Origin of the sequence: Amycolatopsis sp. WGS_07, from assembly GCF_045278895.1 — a bacterium.
Taxonomy (GTDB): Bacteria; Actinomycetota; Actinomycetes; order Mycobacteriales; family Pseudonocardiaceae; genus Amycolatopsis.
Window position 1 is genome coordinate 3,284,428 of sequence record NZ_CP136053.1, and the last position, 17,197, is coordinate 3,301,624.

A 17,197-nucleotide genomic window follows, 5' to 3' on the forward strand; every position below is an offset into this window, starting at 1 on the left:
CATGCCGAAGGTGACCTTCCGGGCGCTCGACGGCGACCGCACCCTCGACGTGGTGCCAGGCACGCCGCTGATGCAGGCCGCCGTCGACGAGGACGTCGAAGGGATCGTCGGCGAGTGCGGCGGCAACGCCATGTGCGCGACCTGCCACGTCTACGTCCCCGCCGACGCTGCGGCCGACTTCCCGCCGATGAGCGAGGCGGAGGACGAGATGCTCGCCTGCACCGTGTCCGAGCGCCGCCCGACCAGCAGGCTCAGCTGTCAGTTGCCCGCTCCCCAGCACGACGTGCTCGTCGAACTGCCGGAGGAGCAGTGACCGGCGTTCCGATCGTCGTCGTGGGGGCCGGGCACGCCGGTTTCCATACCGCACTGTTCCTGCGTGACGAAGGCGTCGAGGCCCCGATCGTTCTCGTCGACGGGCTGGACGGCCCGCCCGTGCAGCGACCGCCCTTGTCGAAAGCGATGCTGCTTGGCGAGGCCGAACCGCGACTGGAATTCCGCAAACCGGAGTTCTACGCGGCACGGGACATCACATTGCTGCACGACACCGTCGCGCGGATCGACCGCGACCGGCACCTCGTGCGGCTCGGGTCGGGCAGGACGCTCGGCTACCGCGATCTCGTGCTCGCCACCGGCTGCCGGGCGCGCGAACTGACCGTGCCGGGATCCAGCCGCGCCGGGATCCGCGTGCTGCGCACCCCGCACGATGCCCGCGCCATCCGGGACGCACTGGGCCAGGCCGACGATGTCGTCGTAGCCGGCGGCGGGTTCATCGGCCTCGAAGTGGCCGCCGCCGCCCGCAAGCGAGGTTGCACGGTGACCGTCGTGGAAAGCCTGCCCCGGCTCATGCGGCGGGTCGTGTCGGCTGACATCTCCCAGCATTTCCGCGCACTGCACGAAGCACAGGGAGTACGCGTCCTCACCGACACGACGGTGCGGACGTTCGACGGCGACGCCCGAGTTCGCCAGGTAGTGCTCGCGGACGGCACCCGCCTGCGGGCCGACCTCGTGGTGCTCGGGATCGGGGTGGATCCAGAAGTCGGGCTCGCGCGCGACTGCGGCCTAGAGGTCGGCGACGGGATCGAGGTCGACACCGCACTGCGCACCTCGGACCCCTCGATCTCCGCGGTCGGCGACTGCGCCTCCTTCCCAACCCGGGACGGAACCCGCAGGCGGCTCGAATCGGTGCAGAACGCCACCGACCAGGCCCGCGTGGCCGCCGCCCGCCTAGCCGGCCGGGCCGCGGAGTTCGACGCGGTCCCGTGGTTCTGGACAGACCAGTTCGCGACCAAACTGCAGATCGCCGGACTGGTACCGGACACGGACGCCGAGACAGCCCGCATCGGCGACGCCGCGGACGCGTTCTCCATCCTGCACTTCCACAATGGACAGCTCACCGCGGTCGAATCCGTGAACCGGCCAAGCGACCACGCCGCCGCCCGCCGCCTGCTAGCCCAGGACACGCCCCTCCGCCCAGCCGACGCACGTATCCCGCAGTTCCGCCTGCCCGCCGCAGCCGCCCTGCGAACCGGATAACCAGCGCCACGACCTCCCGCCGACTTACGGACGCCTTCACCTCGACTGCGGCCCATCGCCGAATCGCACCGGACCGACCTCCGGCAACTTTTGCGGATGCCCCGCGCGGCCATCCGCAGCGCCGCCGCCAGACCTGCTTGGGCGCGACCCGGCAACAGGCGGTCGTGCGGATTCGGCTGATGCCATGCTCCGCGTCGGCACGCGAGCCCATCCTGGACACATCGGCCGCGCAAGGGTTTCCGGTCTCCGCGTGCGCTTCAGCCCGCTGCGGTGCGCGCGATCAGCAGATCCATGAGGGGCCGCGTTCGCCGAGTACCGCGAGGAAGAGGGCTGTCGCGTCGCGAAAGTGCTTGTACAGCGCCGCTTCCGAGAAGCCGATGGCCTTGGCGATCTCCTTGGCCGTCCCGCGGACCACCTCGGCCACTCACGGGTGTCGACTCGGCGGTGGTGAGCGAGCTTATCGTCGCCCTGAACACCGTCGGCGACCTCACCGTATCCGGCATCAGCACCGCAACGCTGGAGACCCGGTTGCACCGCCTCGCCGCCGCCGTGCGTGCGGCGGTTGACGAGGTCGAGCAGGTCAATGACGTCACCAGGCTGCATCACGAGGTGGCCAGCTACTGCTACCTCTCCGCGACGGTCGTCGAATTGTTCTCCGCAGACCTGGATGAACAGACCTTGAGACATCTCGGTGAGCCCGAACACCAACCGCGCCTGGAAAGCCTCGCGACCGCGCGCCGTGCGCTAGCACTGGAACCGCTGTTGTCCTGGTCTCTGATCACGACGTTCCGCAAACAGGAGAACATGCACACACCGATGCAATAGTCGGCCCACGTGTTTCCCTGCTGATCTCCATGATCGTTCCGCGCGTCGTCGCTAGTTGGATGACGCAAGAGAGCGCTGGTCCTCGCGCACACCTGATTGTGCTCATCGCCGCCGACAGGAGCCAGTACACCTTTCCCAGGTTGCGCACTTCGGCGGGCACCGCGTCCGGTTCCTGCCGGTGGCACCTCGGACGCGGTCAGCTGCTCAATCCCCGCGCAGTTGAGCGAAGCGGTCTGGCGATCATCGGGGAGATCCTCGCTGTCAACATCCTCGATAACGGCTGAGCACGAGCTGTGCGATCTCCGTCGAGCACGGGCGACCTTCCGGATGCTTCACCTGGGCCGAGGCAGAGACGCGCACCGAACCGGACGGCACTGCTACGCAGGTCAGCCCCGAGGAGTTGCCAGCGTCGACCATTGCCGCGCTCTACGGGCTGAATGCTGGGGTTGTGTTTTCCCGCCTGAGGCATGGCCTCTGTCATGAATTGAGCCCAGCAAGGGAAGGGGAGAGGGGATCGGCGGGCTCGACGACTACCCGTCGAGCCCGCCGAACAAATATCAGGCAGGCGGATTGCAGGACGTCGGCTGGTCGGATGATCCTGCGCAGACCACGATCTTGCCGGTGCTCGCGATCCAATCGATCCGGCCGCCCTGGAAGGTGCTCCGTCTGCCCTCCGGGATGGCGTACTCGTCGCTGGTCGGATAGCCCAGGAAGGAGCGTTCCCAGCCCATTTCTGCCCATTTGGCGCGAATCGCGCCCCAGACGCCGTACGCATCGGTGCTCGGGGTCCAGTAGATCGAGCCACCGTTGGCGAAGTGGTTGTAGCGGCCGATTCCGTCCGGTGTGACGTTCTGGTCGGTCACCGGCGGCCCGAAGTTCGCGAACCGGTGACCACCGAAACGCTTCAGGTACGCATCCAGGATGTGGTCCCGCACTTCGTGCACGCCGGTGTCCTGCCGCCAGTACAGCCGGGCGTGCTGGTAGTCGCGCCACCGCACCGGCCCGTCGGCCTGTTCGGCATCCACCGGTTCGCCTGCCCGCGCCCGAAGGCCGTCGTCGTTCAGCCATCGCTGGGTGATCTCCGAGGACGTGTCGGGCGGGTTCGGCACATCAACGCGCCAAGCGGTCTCTGCCGCGAAATTGTCCGGATTCCAGATGGGCAGGCAGATCTCCGGCGGGATCTGACCCGGTTTCGGCGGTTCGGTGGGTTCGCATTTCGGTCCGCTCCGGCCGAGGCCGACCGATGAATCCTGCTGCTGGCGCAGGTAGTAATTGGGGTAAGCGAATGACTTGAAGGCCAGTGTCTCCGGCGAGCGTTTCTCGACGCACCATGTCGCTTTCCTGCGGAATGCGTCGCTGTCGTCGCTTGGCGACACGGATACGGACGAGAGCAACGGGTTGCCGTTCGGGCTCAGCGAGCCGACGTCCGGGACCAGGAAGTAGTTGAGGTTCCCGGACATTTCGAAGGAGTGACAGTCGGGATTGGCTATGCCGGGCCGGATCGTCCACGTCACATTCCCGGCTGATCCCGGCTTGTTCGGACCGAGCCAGACGCCGGAGCTGCCGCCGTTCAGGTAGCGCCCGCGTTTTCCTTGCCTGCCTGACTCCAGCGACTGCGCCAAGGTCTGATACTGCCCGTACAGCAGGAAGTTTCCGACCTCGGCGGGACCGCCCGCAAGGGCGGTATCCGCCGCTGCGACCAGCGCCGGATGCACGAGGCTCTGTGCGGCTTTCGTCCTGATCTCCAGTGTTCGGCGGCGATCCGCTTCGGCGCGTTGTTGCGCGTCTCGTCGAGTGTCGGCGTCCCGTGCTCGGTAGATGCCGGCGTTGATGAACTCTTTCCACGCCGCCGGGTCCTCGCTGAGCACCGCTGCCAGCGCCGCGGCGTACACGTTGGTGTCCCGCTCGGCTCTTCTCACGACTTCCGAAATGAACTGCTGGTCCGGCAGGTTGGCCAGTTCGTCAGTCGGCATGACCCGGACGACCGTCAGCGCGTTTCGTTTCGCGGCCCGCGACTTTTCCTGCTCCTTCTGCTGCTGGTCCTTCTGTTCGTCCTGGTCGATCTTGTCCTGCACATCGTGGTTGTGCGCTTCGACGACGCCGGTGTCAAGGAAGGCCAGCTGCGCGGCATCGGTGCTCCGGTAGGCGGCCAGCGCGGCCGCCTTGACCTTCGGCTGACTCGAGGACACTGCCCAGTTGTATATCTCGAACACGAAGTTCTTCACGCCCAGCCCGAGCATCTGCGGTGTGGCATTCAGCCCCACCACCTCCGCGGCGTGCTGTTTCAGCGCGAGCGTCCCCCAGTCGTTCTCCTGGTCCGACCGCAGGGCGTGGAAGAACAACTCTTGGATCCACCGTGTACAGGCGCTGTCCCCGTCGGCCCACGCCAGCCGGGCGGTCTCGGAGACCGCTTTCTTGCCGACGGCCAGCGCCCGCTGCCCTACCTCTGCCACGAAACTGCGGTCGCTCAGGGGAAGCAGCTTGCTCGCGTCGCCCAGCATCCCCATTTCGCCGAGCACCTTCAGCTTCTCCGCCGAATCCGCTCCGCTGAGCGCGCGTGCATTCGCTGCGGTCGGAGCACCCGCAGCGACCGCCGTCGACGGCCCGGCCAGCCCTGCCGCCAGCACTGCGGCCGCGGCCGGGACCGCGGCTGCAGCCGCCCATCTTCGCGCCCGTCGCCCGCCGGTCGAGTTCCTGTTCGCTGTCATCCGCACACCTCAGTCTTTCCGCTCTCAGCTCGGAGGTTCTGGCCACAGCTCTTTCCACTTGCGGTATTCATCCAGTTCGGGTGATTCAGGGAAAAGATGGTCGACGAACTTTATTTGCGTCATAAGCCACCTCGTTTCCCATAATTCCCGATCCTCGGACTTGTTCAGAAGGTGTCGCCTCGACTTCATTTCCTTGGCTTCTTCTGGGGATATTGAAACCTCTGACAAGTAGTCCTTCAAGAGCTGGGCCGGGTTGAGCAAGGGGATGTCCGACCGTGGCGGCACCCGCCTCAGCAACGCTGAAGATAGGTGGAAACGGTCAAATACCAACTGCCTTTGGTTCAGGTCGCTGAACTCTCTTGCAGCCCAGAGGAGGTCGTCCGCGAGTTTGGCGTAGCGGGACCATTCGGCTTCGGTCAGGTCGCGGCAGGTTTCGACGAACCTTTCCTTGAACCACCTGATGGCGAGGTGCCAGTCGTAGTGGTAGGCGTCGGGGTCGGCGGGCTCGGTTTGGGGAGGCTCGGTGACCCGAGCGGCTTCCAGTCTCGCCGCCAGATCCCGAAATCCGAGACCGTGCAGCTCCTGCTGAGTAGGGATCACCGGAAAAACACCGGGAAAAACACTCCGAACTCAGCGAACGCGTCTGTTCCGATGCGTTTGCGTGCCCGGCCCAGGGATCCTCGTCTATCTGGCTGGTAGTGCCCGCTTTCTAGGTCGATTTCCACGCCGACGTAACCGGTGCGGGATGAACCTCGCACTATTGCTTCTCCGGCCGACGCGCAGTCGTGTCCGCGGGTGATCACCGTGTGCTTGATTTCCACGCCATTCTTGGTCTTCGGTACTACTGAGAGAGTTCCGTCCTGCATTACTACCCACTTAATTTTGGTCTCCGTCTGGGTCAGTGCGTCAAACTCGGCAGTACCTACGGTGACCGGCCTGACGCCCAGTCGCGCGGCCTCTGCGAGTTCCTCGGCCACGGTTTCCGGAGGGTACCGGTTGTGGAGCGGCTCACATAGCCAGCTCGCGGCCGCGTGCGGTCCTGCGGCGAGGGTGCTTCCCCCAGCGCCGACCGTCGCCGGAACGACGGGAGGAGGGCGGACTGGGCACACTTTGCGGACCCGCTGGATAATGGACTCGACCTTCGCCGCGATTTTCTGGATGCGCTCGGATTTGGCGAGGTACTTGCCGATGTTGGTAACCGCGGAGACGATCGCTTTTCCGATGGGGACCAGCTTGGCGAAGATCGTCGCCAACGACAGCACGTTGACGACCGTCCACAGGCACGATTCGATGTTCCCGTCGCCGAAGCACCGGATGGCGTCGTTGACACCGATGACTTCGAGCAACACGTCGGCACCCACCTCGGCGAGGTATGCCAGCACATCGCCGCCTCCGGAGCATTCCTGCCGGATCTTCCGGTGCTCGGCGAGCGCTACGCTGCCTTCCTCGAAGCTGACCAGGTCGTCCGCCTGTTCGGGGCTGAGTTCGGCGAGGCAGTCGCCGACCTGCTGAGCCTGCCGCCGACGGAGTTCTTCCTCGTCACGTCGCCGTTGGTCCTCGGCTCGGTCTGCCGCTTGCTGGGCCTCGGTGGCGTGGCTGACGGCGTTGCGGGCCATTTCGGCGGCGCGTTCGGCGTCCTTGCGCGCGTTTTCGGCGGCTTGCCTGGCGGCCGAGGCGTCAGCTTCGGCCCGGTCGGCGGCCCGCCCCGCCGCGATGGCGTCGGCTTCGGCCCGACTGGCCGCCTGGTCCGCCGCCGCAGCCTCTCGTGCGGCGTCGTCGGCCGCCCGGCCGGCGATGGTCGCGTCTGCCCAAGCGGCGTTGGCCGCGTCCCTGGCCAGCCTCGCGTCATCCTGTGCCTGCCGGTCCGCGTCATTGGCGCTCGCGGCGGCGGCCCGCGCCAGTGCCCCTTCAGCCGCGGCGTCGGCGGCGGCTCGTTGCGCTTCGGCGGCGGAACGGGCTGCCGCGGAGGCGGAACGGGCAGAGGCTGCCGCCGCGTCGTAGGCGGGTTTGACCTCGGCCGCGGCCCGGTCGGCAGCCTCCTGCGCCAGCCGTGCGGCCGCTTGCGCCTCGGTGGCGCGGGTCGCAGCCTGCTTCGCCTGCTCTTCGCCGACCAGCCCGGCCTGCCGGGCCACCTCGGCCGCGAAGTCGGCGCCAAGATCCTCACCGGTGAACGGAGCCACGATGGTGATCGCGGTGTTCGCCGGCTGGGCGATCCCGTTCGACGACGCCCTTGCCGCCGCAGCAGCGCGAATCGCAACATCGGCTTGTGTCGCCGCGGACACTGCCTCCTGCGCGGCCGCATCCGCCTCGGCCTTCGTTCGTCCGGCGGCGAACAACGCCTGCTGGGCCTCCACTGCCGCCTGCTGGGACAGCTGCACCGCCGCGTTGGCGTGCTCTGCGGCGTGCAGTTCGTTCGAGGTGGCCTCGGCCGCTTTCTGATCGGTGCGCATCGCTAGGGCATGGGCGTTCGCAGCGTGCGCCTCGGCCGCGCTGGCAGCGGCATCTGCTCGGGCATAGGCCGACCAGGCATCATTGGCGGCAGCCCGCGCCCTGGCAGCAGCCCGACCTGCCTCGGTAGCGTGGGTGCGTGCCTGCACGGCCGCATAGGTGGCAGTGTTGGCTTCGTTGCGGGCCTGGGTAGCCGCGTTCGTCGCGGTGACCGCTTCCTGGCGGGCTTGCTCTGCGGCGGCGTTGGCCTGTGGCTCGTACGGCTTGCCCCGTGCTGCTGCCGCGCCCGCGTCCAACGCCTGCCGCTTGGCCTCGGCGGCTTGCCGCGCCTGTTCTGCGGCAAAAGAACGATCACGGGCCGTAGCAGCTTTGCGTTCCTCTGCCTCCGCGGAGTCCGCCGCATTCTTGGCGTCAGTTTCCTGCCCTTCCGCGCGCAAGCGGGCGTCGTGGGCGACGGCGGCCTGCCGCTCGGCGTTGCCACGCGCGGTCTTCGCCACCGCGGCCTGCTTCTCGGCCTCGGCTCTTTGCTGGGCGGCGGTGCCTCGTTCCTGCTCGGCGCGTTTCCGCGCGTCTGCGGCCTTGCCTGCTTCCTGCTGCGCGATGTTCCGCTGTTCCCGTGCCTTTGCGGCCTCCTCCCATGCTTGCCTGGCTGTCTGTTCTGCCGCGATCCTGGCATCACGGGCGCGCGTCGCGGCGTCCTTCGCCGCGTTCGCCTCCGCCTGCGCGGCCTCGGCGACTCGCGCGCCGGCTGCTGCGTGCTGCTCGGCCTGCTGCCGCCACTTCACGGCCTGCTCCGCGCTCCGCTCCGCCTTCTCCTGCGCGTTCCGTGCCGCGTCCGTCGCGGCAGTAGCGTCGATCGTGTGCTGGGCCGTTTCCGCCGCGCCGGTGGCGGCCTGCGCAGCCAGGTGCATCCCCTGCGCCATCCGTGCCCACTGCGCGCCGTAGGGCAAGTCGATCCCAACGAGGACGTCCGCCTGCGCCTGCGCGGCGACCGCGGCCTGTTCCGCGTCCGTCGCGGCCTGCCGGGTGTTCTCGACCTGGCGTGCGACCTCCCGCTTTACTGCGTTGAACGCCTCGGGCGGATGCACCCCGCCTGCCTCGTTGGCGGCCAGGATCTGTGCGGCCGTGCGTGACTCGTTCGCGGCCAGGGTCATCGCATTCGCCGCCCGCCGCAGCGCGTTGACGCCGTTGCCATGTGCGGTCAGCAGGTTCCGCCGGGCATCCCAGGCTTGTTTCGCTCGCTTCGCCAGCGCGGAAAGCTTCTCGGCCGCCTCGCGTTGCTGCCGCTGCTGTTCCAGCAGTGCTTCCCGAGCCTGCACGTCCCGGTTGACGGCGGCTTCGTAACCGCCCCTGGCGAAGAACTCCGCGATGGCCGCGTCCCCGGCGTCCAACGCGGCTTGTGCGGCCTTACGCAGTTCCAGACCGCCAGTCGCCACCAGCAGTCGCACCCGGTCGCGCAACTGCTTCACCCGGGCCTCGGTGCTCAGCTGAGCCTGCTCATCTCGCTTTCGCGCGATTTCCGCACCGAACGCGAGGAAGTCAGCCCGGTCCCCGTCGGTGCCCGCGAGGACGCGCACAACCTCGGCGTTGAAGATCGCACCGCCGGTTCCAGCCATGGCCTCGATCTGCTCGCGGTGCTGCCGGGCAACACCCGCCTTGCGAGCGTTCGCTTGAGCCTTGGCCTCGTCGATGCCCGTCGCCATGAACGCCTCGAGCGCCGCGGTGGTGAACGCGTCCAGTGCGGTCCGCGCAGCCTCGCGTACCTCGTGGTCTTCGTCCAGTTCGGCGTAATCGGCGACCACATCTCTCAGGAACGGGTCGACCGGGACGCCTATCGACTGCCAGCCCTGCCAGGCCGAGGCAGGCGCCGCCCGCGCCGCGCCGGTCACCGGGGCTCTTTCCGCTGCGGATGGAACCGACCGGACCAGTCCGGTCAGCAACAGCACCGCGAGAAAAGCGACGACCGATCTTCGTAACCGAGACATGACGAGTGCTCCCGTCGAAGAATTCAAGGAAAGCCAGATAGTTCACAGAAGGAGAAACATCTGCGCGGTCGAGGCGATCGGCTATTTCGTCATTCGCTGTTCACCGGCCCGCGCCAATTCCCACAGAGAAGTCCAGTTCGCGACCTGGTCGCCGGCGGCGCTGCGCTCCGTTGCCCACCGTTGCTCATTGTCGTGTGCCGGAGCGAGGATCGCCGCCCAGTTCGGCCCTGCCGCGCCCTCCGCGGCCGCGGCGACCTTACGCCAGGTCTCTGCTTGAGTGCGGGCAGCGTCTTCAGCGCCCTGCCACTCAGTGCGTGCGGGGGTCGCCTGATCGACTGCTGCCCGCCACGCCCGCGCCGCGTCGCGCTTGGCCTGCTCACGGAATTCCTCAGCGGCGTTGTTCGCCGCCTGCTCAGCTTCCTGCGCGTCGACGAACAGCCGACGAATGCCGGCTCGCCACTTCGCCTCGTTGTCGGACGCACGGAGCAGGAAGCCCTCCAGATCGATCCGGGCCGCACTGGCCCATCCGTAGGCGAAAAACTCCACCAGCGCTCCGTTGCCCGCTCCCTCGCGGGTCGCCCACTCTGCCCGCAGCCGAACCTGCTTGCCTGGATCGTTCTTGGCGAGCGCTTCGATGAACTTGCGGTCCGCCTCCCGGAGCGCTTCTTCCTGCTTGCCGGATTCTTCCCTCGCCGCCTTGTCCCGCGCCAGTGCAGCGGCATACCCGGAATCGACGAACTGCTGACGGTCCGACTGTGAGCCCGCTACCGCGCGCACCGCCGCCACGTTGACCTCGGGGGAGAACTCGGGCGACGTGGTGTCCCGGATCCGCTTCGCGAAGTCCATGTTCTGCGCGTCGCGCTGCTTCGCGAGTTCCATCGCCTCGTAATAGCCGTGCGCACGGAACTCGGCGATCGACTGATCCTGCGGTTTGCCGAGCAGCGCAACCCAAGCGTAGGTGCGCACCATCTCATACGGGTGGGTCTGCGCGATCTTCAGGACCAACGCCGCTGGATCCAGCAATGTCAGGGCATCTGCCAGGTCAGTCGAACGGACAGTCGTCGTCGGCCGTTCGGCCCCCGCCGCCGTCCCGGTGGACAGGACACTGGCCAGTAGCATCATCGCGCACACTACGGTGCGCAGGCGTCTTCGACGCATAGAAAACTTCCCCCTCCGGCGTTCAGGCCGAAATTCCCCAATACGGGTAGATTATGGTATTCGCAGGTCTCGTGCCAGGTGAAAGTAGAGCAATCCGGTTACGGCAATCGTCCCATTGCTTCGACGGCGGGCTCGAGCTGAGTGCGTGCTGGAGCATGCGGGCTTCTGCTTTGAACGAAATACGGGGCTTGGAAGAAATGACTCGCCCGCCGGTGCAGGTGAAGTAAATATCGAGCGGGAGGCGGGTGCTAAATTGTTTTATTCGTATCCGGGCAGTCCATAATCCACGTTTCCCGTTAGGTGAGCGCCGCTTGCGCATCTCCCCGCCGATAGACCTCGAGGTTCCGCTCGGCATCCTCTGACGTTGCGCGACGGTACTGCCTCGGCTACGACACCCACGAAAAGAGGTCTGCAGACGACGCGAGCTGGCCGATGTCCCATGACGGTGACCTGAACGGAGCTGCTGGGCAGCTGGGCGACCTCGGTACCTCGGCATGGCTGCTCTCCGGATCGAGCGAACCTCAGGTTGCTGTTTGACCGTCCGGTAGCTCCTTGTGCTCGTCGGGGGCGCACGCTCAGGAGGTTCGTCGATGGCGTGGGCGGTGTGCCATGAAGGTCGCTGGCGTGTACAAGCGGTGCGGGTGCCGGGACAGTGCGGGGAAACTGCTGGGGAGTCGGTGCCGGGGGTTGTCGGCGAGGGGGGCATGGGAGTTGGTATTTCCGGGTGGAGATGTCGCCGCGGCCGGACGGGCGGAGGCGGCAGGTTCGCCGGGGCGGGTTCTCGTCGCAGCGGGCGGCTCGGCAGGCGCGGGCCTGTCTGTGCGATCCGGGCGGGCGAGAGTTGTCGGCCGCGGTGCTCACGGTCGGGCAGTGGCTGCGGTTGTGGCTGGACTCGCGGGGTCGGGCCGGGTGCGTCGACGTTGCGCAGCTACCGCCAGCACGTCCGCGGGTACCTGATCCCGTACCTGGGCGACCGACTGCTCGGCGAGTTGAGCAACGCGCAGGTGCAGGCGATGTTCACCGCGATCATCCGGACCCACGGTGCGGCGGGCCGCCCGGTCTCCGCGGGCACGCTGCAGCGGATTCAGGCGGCGCTGAACGCGGCGGTGCGGCGCGGGCTGATCGACCGCGACCCCGCCCGCTTCGTCGAGCTGCCCCGGCGGCGGCCGCACGCGGTGGTGTGGACACCGCCGCGGGTCGCGTTGTGGCGGGCGACGGGGGATCGGCCGCGGGTGGCGGTGTGGACGGCCGCGCAGACCGCGGCGTTCTTGCGGGAGGTCCGCGGTCACCGGCTCTATCCGTTGTTCCACCTGCTGGTGCTGCTGGGCCTGCGGTGGAGCGACGTCGACCTCGAGGGCAGGTATCTGACGGTGTCGCATCAGATCCGGCAGGTGGGTGCGACGGTCGAGGTCGGGAAGCCGAAGAGCGACACCAGCAACCGTGTGATCGCTCTCGACCACGGCACCGTCGCCCTGCTGCGCCGCCACCGCGCCGGACAGGACTGTGATCCCGCGGGGTATCTGTTCCTCAACGGGCACGGCTGTCCGATCCGGCCCGACGCCTTGACCAGTCTGTTCCGGCTGCTCAACACGCGTTCCGGGCTGCCGCCGGTTCGGCTGCACGACCTGCGGCACGGCGGGGCCAGCCTGTCCCTGGCTGCGGGCGCGGATCTCAAGACGGCGCAGCATCTGCTCGGGCACAGCAGCATCGTGCTGACCGCCGACACCTACGTCAGCGTGCTGCCGACCCTGGCCCGCGACTCCGCTGAAGCCACCGCGCGTCTCGTCCTCGACGCAGCCTGTACGACGGGCATGCGCCTGCGGGTGCCGCGTCGGCGACGCCGCGAGGCGACCCGCCGCCCGGTGACTGCCGGCAGACGAACCCGCCGCACGCACATCGCCGCCTGAGACTCAGAGACCCGTAAAAGCCGACCGGAAAGAACGCAAACCCGCGGCGGTGAAACACGCCCAAGAACACGCCGTTTAGCCAGTGCTGCAAGGGTTTTCCTGCTCGGTGCACAGGAAGAGCCCACCGCGAGCCCACACAAGATCACCGGAAAGGCCCGCAAGATCCACAGACAAGAACATCCCCGCTGGCCAGCGGAGATGTCGATCGTGGTGGGCCGCCTGGGGCTCGAACCCAGAACCTACGGATTAAAAGTCCGCAGCTCTACCAATTGAGCTAACGGCCCGCGCCCCCAGTCTAGCGGGCCCCATCCGGCCCCTCGCCCACCGGCCCGGCACCTGCTGCGGACCTGCGTGCGGAACCACCGCGGAAGCCCGGGCAGCGTGCACGTTCGGAGTGGCTGCGGAGTAGACCGTGGCATCGGTGTCCGTGCGGCTGAGCACCCTGTGATTATCTAACCAAATCTACTTATACCCAGACAAGCACTCACCATCTGCCGAAGGGTGCGCCCAAGACGTCAAACAGTCAGCTCCGCCAACGCTTCCCGCAGCTTCCCGGACACCTCCACCGGCCGCCGGGACCCGCGGTCCACGAACACGTGCACGAAATGCCCCTCCGCCACCAAGGTCTCCGCAGCGCTATACATCCCGATCTCGTACCGCACACTCGACCGCCCAAGATGCGCCACCCGCAGCCCAATCCGCAGCGTGTCCGGGAAAGAAACCGAAGCGTGGTAAGCACAACGCGATTCCACGCACAGCCCGATCACCGGCCCGGACTCGATGTCAAGTCCGCCCCGCTCGATCAGCCACGTGTTGATGACGGTGTCCATCAGCGAGTAGTGCACGACATTGTTCACGTGCCCGTAGACGTCGTTGTCCTTCCAGCGCAACGGAACCGTCTGCCAGTGCGGATAGCTCACCACAGCTGCACCGAATCACGCAGAATGCCCGACAGGTCCTCTTCGGACGGTGTGCGCGGCGCGGTCGCCAGCAAACGTTGCTGCTTCAGCGTTCCCTCGACCAGCGAGTCCACATCGGACTCCGTGTAGCCGACCGCGCCGATTCCGGCTGGCAGGTCGATCTCGCGCATCAGCATGGTCAGCACGGCGGGGAGGTGGTCGGCGAAGTCGCCGGACCATTCGAAGTCCGGGGCCAGCAGCCGGGCGACTCGCTGGTGGCGTTCCGGGTTCGCGGCGAAGGTGAACCGGAACGCGGCGGGCGCGGTGAGTGAGACGGCCATGCCGTGCGGCACCATCGCTTCGTCGCCGGGGTAGCCGTTGGGGTGGAAGTCCCGGACCTGCCCGGCGATCGGGTACGCGTTGGCGTGCGGGATGTGTACGCCGGCGTTGCCGAAGCCGAGCCCGGCGAATGTCGCGGCCAGTGCCATCGCCTCGCGGGCGGCCATGTCTTCACCGTCGCGGACCGCGGCGGGCAGCGCCCACGACAGCAGTTCCAGCGACTTCTCCGCGAACATGTCCGCCAGCGGGTTCGCCCCGCAGTACGGCACCCGCTCCTCCGGGCGCTTCCGGCCGAACTCGGTGTACGGCTTGGCGGTGTAGCTCTCCGCGGCGTGGCACAGGATGTCCATCCCGGCCGCCGCGGTGACGCCGGCGGGCTGGCTGACCGTGAGCCGCGGGTCCACGACGGCGAGCGCCGGGCGCAGCCGCAGGTGGCTGATGCCGCTCTTCACCCGCAGCGACAGCACGTCCAGTACGCACACCGTGGTGCTCTCCGACCCGGTTCCGGTCGTCGTCGGCACCGCGACCAGCGGCTTCAGCGGGTTCGCCGGCGCGCGGCCGCCGCCGACCGGCGCGTTGACGTAGTCCATCAACTCGCCGTCGTTGCTGGTCAGCAGGTTGGCGGCCTTCGCGGTGTCGATGCTGGAGCCGCCGCCGACCGCCACGAACGCGTCGTACGGGCCGGTGCCGCGGGCGAAGTCGACCGCCTTCTGCAGGCTGACGTCGGTGGGTTCGACGTGTACGCCGTCGAAGGTCTCGGCCGCGATTCCGTAGCCGCGGATGCCCTCGGCGATCCGCTCGGGCCAGCCGGTGGCCGCGACGACCGGGTCGGTGACCACGAGCACACGGCGCGCGCCGAACTGGGTCAGATCGTATCCGATCTCGTCGCTCGCCCCGGTTCCGTATTTGAGCGCGGGGGCCCCATAAGTGAAAACAGTCTCATGTTCGGCGGATGTCACGACGGCGTCCTCCCAACTGGTGGGCAGCCCGATCCGGCAATCGGCACAATCCGGCGGCGAGTTCTTCAAGATCACTTGACGCCGGTTCACGGTGCCGCCCTAAGCTCTCCTCATTAGATACCAAGTGGGAACCACCGTCGCGCAAACGGCCGTACGCGTCTTGAACGAGGCCCGGGTCCGCCGGGTGTACGCGGTCGTCGGCGAGTCGTTCCTGGAATTGCTCGACGCGCTTCGCCGCGAGCGCGACGTCACGCTGGTTTCGGCCCGCCACGATTCGGGCGCCGCCTTCATGGCCGAGGCCGAGGGCAAGCTCACCGAACGCCCCGCCGTGCTGCTCGCCAGCCGCGGTCCGAGCGCGGCGGCGCTGGTCATGGGCGTGCAGACGGCGTACCAGGACGAGACGCCGATGGTGGTGCTGCTCGAGACCCCCGCGCTCGACCCGGTGCTCACCGGCGAGGTCCCGGCGTCCGATTCGACCGGGATGTTCGAAACGATCGCCAAGTGGTGCGTGCGCGCGGACGATCCCGACGACGTGCCGCATCTTCTCGCCGAAGCGCTCGCCCGGTGCCGCGAAGGACGGCCGGGCCCGGTGGTCATCGGGGTGCCCAGCGACGCGTGGGGCGTGCCGTACGACTCGGCCAAACCGGTGGCGAAGGTTCGCCCGCCGGTCACGGGCACGCTGGGCCGTTCGGCGGAAGCGGTCGCCGGGCTGGTGGACGAAGCGCGCTACCCGGTGGTCATCGTCGGCGGACGCGCGCGGTCGGCGCGCGACGAGCTGATCGCGGTGGCGGACGAGCTGGCGCTTCCGGTGTACAACGCTTTCCGCCGCCAGGACGCCTTCCCGGAGAACCACGCGCGCTACGCCGGACATCTCGGGCTCGGCATCCCGGCGCGTCAGCTGGACGCGCTCGAACGAGCCGACCTAGTGCTCGCGCTCGGCACCCAGCTCGACGAAGTCACGACGCAGGGCTACCGCTACCCGACGCCGCAGCAGACGCTTGTCCTTGTCGGCACTGGCATCGACGAACAGCGCCGTCGCGGCCTGACGTTCCGTGTGGACACTGAAGTGGAGCCGTTCCTGAAGGAGCTGCGCGCGATAGCTTCGCCGCGTACGCGCAGAGCGTCGGCCGCGAACGCCGCTGTGCACACCTTCATGACGCCACCGAACACAAGCAACAACACGCGCGTACATCCGGTGGACGTGGTGCGCGCGCTGCGAAAGCTCGCGCCCGAGGACACCATCGTCACGAGTGACGCTGGCAACTTCGCGCAGTTCATGCACCGCTACTGGTGCTTCACCGCTCCGCGCAGCCAGCTTGGTCCTAGCAACGCTGCGATGGGGTACGCGGTGCCGGCGGCGGTAGCGGCCAAGCTCGCCGAGCCGCGGCGCGCTGTGGTCGCGATGGTCGGCGACGCGGGCACGCTCATGACAGGGCAAGAGATCGAGACCGCTGTGCGTTACCGCGCGCCCGTGATGGTGGTCGTATTCCAGAACGGCTTGCACGGTCCACTTGCGATGCATCAGGCGCGTACGCACGGACGGCTGTCTGGAGTGACCATCCCGCTGACGGACTTCGCGTCGTGGGCGCGCGGGCTCGGCGCGGCGGGGTACACGGTGGACGATCGCGAGCGGCTCGAACCGATCATCGCGAGCGCGCTCGTGCGGCAACGGCCGTGTGTGATCGATGTCCGGACGGACCCGGACGTGGTGACCCCGGACGTCCGGCTGAGCACGCTTCTCGGAGCCCAGCGTCCTTCCGCGACCTGAAATCTTCCTGAGAACACAAGGAAACGCCGGGAAAGTTCAGTGGCTGGCCGGGGACGGCTCAGGTAACCTGAGGGTGTTCCCGGGGTTCGGCATCCGGACCCGGTTCGCCCAGCGAGGTTCGGCTGGCGTCCAATGGGGAAATTCCCGGGCGAACACGTTCCCGGCTCGGTTCGCGGCCATGCGGCCCGTTTCAGGGGTGGGAACAACCGGCTTCGGCCGGATTTTGTCGGTGCCGGATGGCACCATCGCGGTCATCGCCCCGCTTGCCGCGGGGAAGGAACGAGGGGAGTTCGTCATGGCCGACGAAAAGGACGGGAAATCCCGTACCGCGGCGGCGGCTCGCGGCCGTGCCCGGTCCGCGCGGGCCGGTGCGCTGGTGTCCGTAGTGCGCGAGGAACCGCAGCACACCGAGGCGCCCGAGGTGCCCGCGCAGACCCGGTCCGGAGTGGTTCCGGTGCAGTTCAGCGCCAGTGCGGAGGCACACGACGTCGCCGTGGTCGCGTCCGACCAGGGCGCGGACTGGCGGTCGCCGTTCGGCGCGCCGCTGCGCCACGCCAGCGGGGAGTGACCCGGTCGCGCGAACTGGGGTGAGTCGGCTTGTCCGGGCCCGCGCCGCTGTGCTTTACTTTCGATGGTCTCGATTTTTGTGTTCGTGGTAAAGCACGCTC

13 protein-coding genes, 1 tRNA gene and 1 pseudogene are annotated in these 17,197 nt (G+C 67.9%); 7 read left to right on the forward strand and 8 right to left on the reverse strand.

Annotated elements, in window-relative coordinates; translation table 11 throughout:
* Nucleotide 1: 1 nt before the first annotated feature.
* Nucleotides 2-313, forward strand: coding sequence for a 2Fe-2S iron-sulfur cluster-binding protein (locus RPX00_RS15555; protein ID WP_406640247.1), 312 nt, complete (start codon nt 2-4; stop codon nt 311-313).
* Nucleotides 310-1,533 carry an NAD(P)/FAD-dependent oxidoreductase gene (locus RPX00_RS15560; protein ID WP_406640248.1) on the forward strand — a complete coding sequence of 408 codons (1,224 nt, stop codon included), beginning with the start codon at nt 310-312 and terminating at the stop codon, nt 1,531-1,533. The genes RPX00_RS15555 and RPX00_RS15560 overlap by 4 nt, the downstream gene beginning before the upstream one ends.
* A 280-nt stretch (nt 1,534-1,813) precedes the next feature.
* On the opposite strand, the gene RPX00_RS15565 is transcribed toward RPX00_RS15560, so the two are convergent.
* Complete coding sequence (locus tag RPX00_RS15565; RefSeq protein ID WP_406640249.1) at nt 1,814-1,957, reverse strand: TetR family transcriptional regulator; 144 nt, start codon at nt 1,955-1,957, stop codon at nt 1,814-1,816.
* 23 nt (nt 1,958-1,980) lie between these two features.
* On the opposite strand from RPX00_RS15565, the gene RPX00_RS15570 reads away from it, so the two are divergent.
* Nucleotides 1,981-2,358: a hypothetical protein gene (locus RPX00_RS15570; protein ID WP_406640250.1), complete on the forward strand. Its 378-nt coding sequence runs from the start codon at nt 1,981-1,983 to the stop codon at nt 2,356-2,358.
* Nucleotides 2,359-2,915: 557 nt separating this feature from the next.
* On the opposite strand, the gene RPX00_RS15575 is transcribed toward RPX00_RS15570, so the two are convergent.
* From RPX00_RS15575 to RPX00_RS15590, 4 genes are all read right to left on the reverse strand, one after another.
* Nucleotides 2,916-5,066 (reverse strand): AbfB domain-containing protein, encoded by a 2,151-nt coding sequence (locus RPX00_RS15575; protein WP_406640251.1) that lies wholly within the window; start codon nt 5,064-5,066, stop codon nt 2,916-2,918.
* A gap of 24 nt (nt 5,067-5,090) precedes the next feature.
* Nucleotides 5,091-5,666 carry a hypothetical protein gene (locus RPX00_RS15580; RefSeq protein ID WP_406640252.1) on the reverse strand — a complete coding sequence of 192 codons (576 nt, stop codon included), beginning with the start codon at nt 5,664-5,666 and terminating at the stop codon, nt 5,091-5,093.
* Nucleotides 5,663-9,403 carry a hypothetical protein gene (locus tag RPX00_RS15585; RefSeq protein ID WP_406640253.1) on the reverse strand — a complete coding sequence of 1,247 codons (3,741 nt, stop codon included), beginning with the start codon at nt 9,401-9,403 and terminating at the stop codon, nt 5,663-5,665. Before RPX00_RS15585 ends, RPX00_RS15580 begins: the two co-directional genes overlap by 4 nt.
* A 177-nt stretch (nt 9,404-9,580) precedes the next feature.
* Nucleotides 9,581-10,621: a hypothetical protein gene (locus RPX00_RS15590; protein ID WP_406640254.1), complete on the reverse strand. Its 1,041-nt coding sequence runs from the start codon at nt 10,619-10,621 to the stop codon at nt 9,581-9,583.
* Between the two features lie 688 nt (nt 10,622-11,309).
* On the opposite strand from RPX00_RS15590, the pseudogene RPX00_RS15595 reads away from it, so the two are divergent.
* Nucleotides 11,310-11,453, forward strand: a pseudogene (locus tag RPX00_RS15595) (hypothetical protein); the annotation flags it as partial.
* Nucleotides 11,454-11,577: 124 nt separating this feature from the next.
* Nucleotides 11,578-12,564 carry a tyrosine-type recombinase/integrase gene (locus tag RPX00_RS15600; protein WP_406640255.1) on the forward strand — a complete coding sequence of 329 codons (987 nt, stop codon included), beginning with the start codon at nt 11,578-11,580 and terminating at the stop codon, nt 12,562-12,564.
* A 208-nt stretch (nt 12,565-12,772) separates the two neighbouring features.
* Here RPX00_RS15600 and RPX00_RS15605 read toward each other — a convergent pair.
* From RPX00_RS15605 to RPX00_RS15615, 3 genes are all read right to left on the reverse strand, one after another.
* Nucleotides 12,773-12,848, reverse strand: a tRNA-Lys gene (locus RPX00_RS15605).
* A gap of 231 nt (nt 12,849-13,079) precedes the next feature.
* On the reverse strand, nt 13,080-13,487 hold the full coding sequence (locus tag RPX00_RS15610; RefSeq protein ID WP_406640256.1) for an acyl-CoA thioesterase: 408 nt from the start codon (nt 13,485-13,487) through the stop codon (nt 13,080-13,082).
* The gene (locus RPX00_RS15615) at nt 13,481-14,761 is read right to left on the reverse strand and encodes a hydroxyacid-oxoacid transhydrogenase (protein ID WP_406640257.1); all 1,281 of its coding nucleotides are present in this window, start codon (nt 14,759-14,761) and stop codon (nt 13,481-13,483) included. The genes RPX00_RS15610 and RPX00_RS15615 overlap by 7 nt, the downstream gene beginning before the upstream one ends.
* 124 nt (nt 14,762-14,885) lie before the next feature.
* On the opposite strand from RPX00_RS15615, the gene RPX00_RS15620 reads away from it, so the two are divergent.
* Together RPX00_RS15620 and RPX00_RS15625 are read left to right on the forward strand one after the other, a co-directional pair.
* Entirely contained in the window at nt 14,886-16,529 is a 1,644-nt protein-coding gene (locus RPX00_RS15620) for a thiamine pyrophosphate-binding protein (RefSeq protein ID WP_406640258.1), read from the forward strand.
* Between the two features lie 229 nt (nt 16,530-16,758).
* Nucleotides 16,759-17,097, forward strand: coding sequence for a hypothetical protein (locus tag RPX00_RS15625; RefSeq protein ID WP_406640259.1), 339 nt, complete (start codon nt 16,759-16,761; stop codon nt 17,095-17,097).
* Nucleotides 17,098-17,197 lie beyond the last annotated feature (100 nt).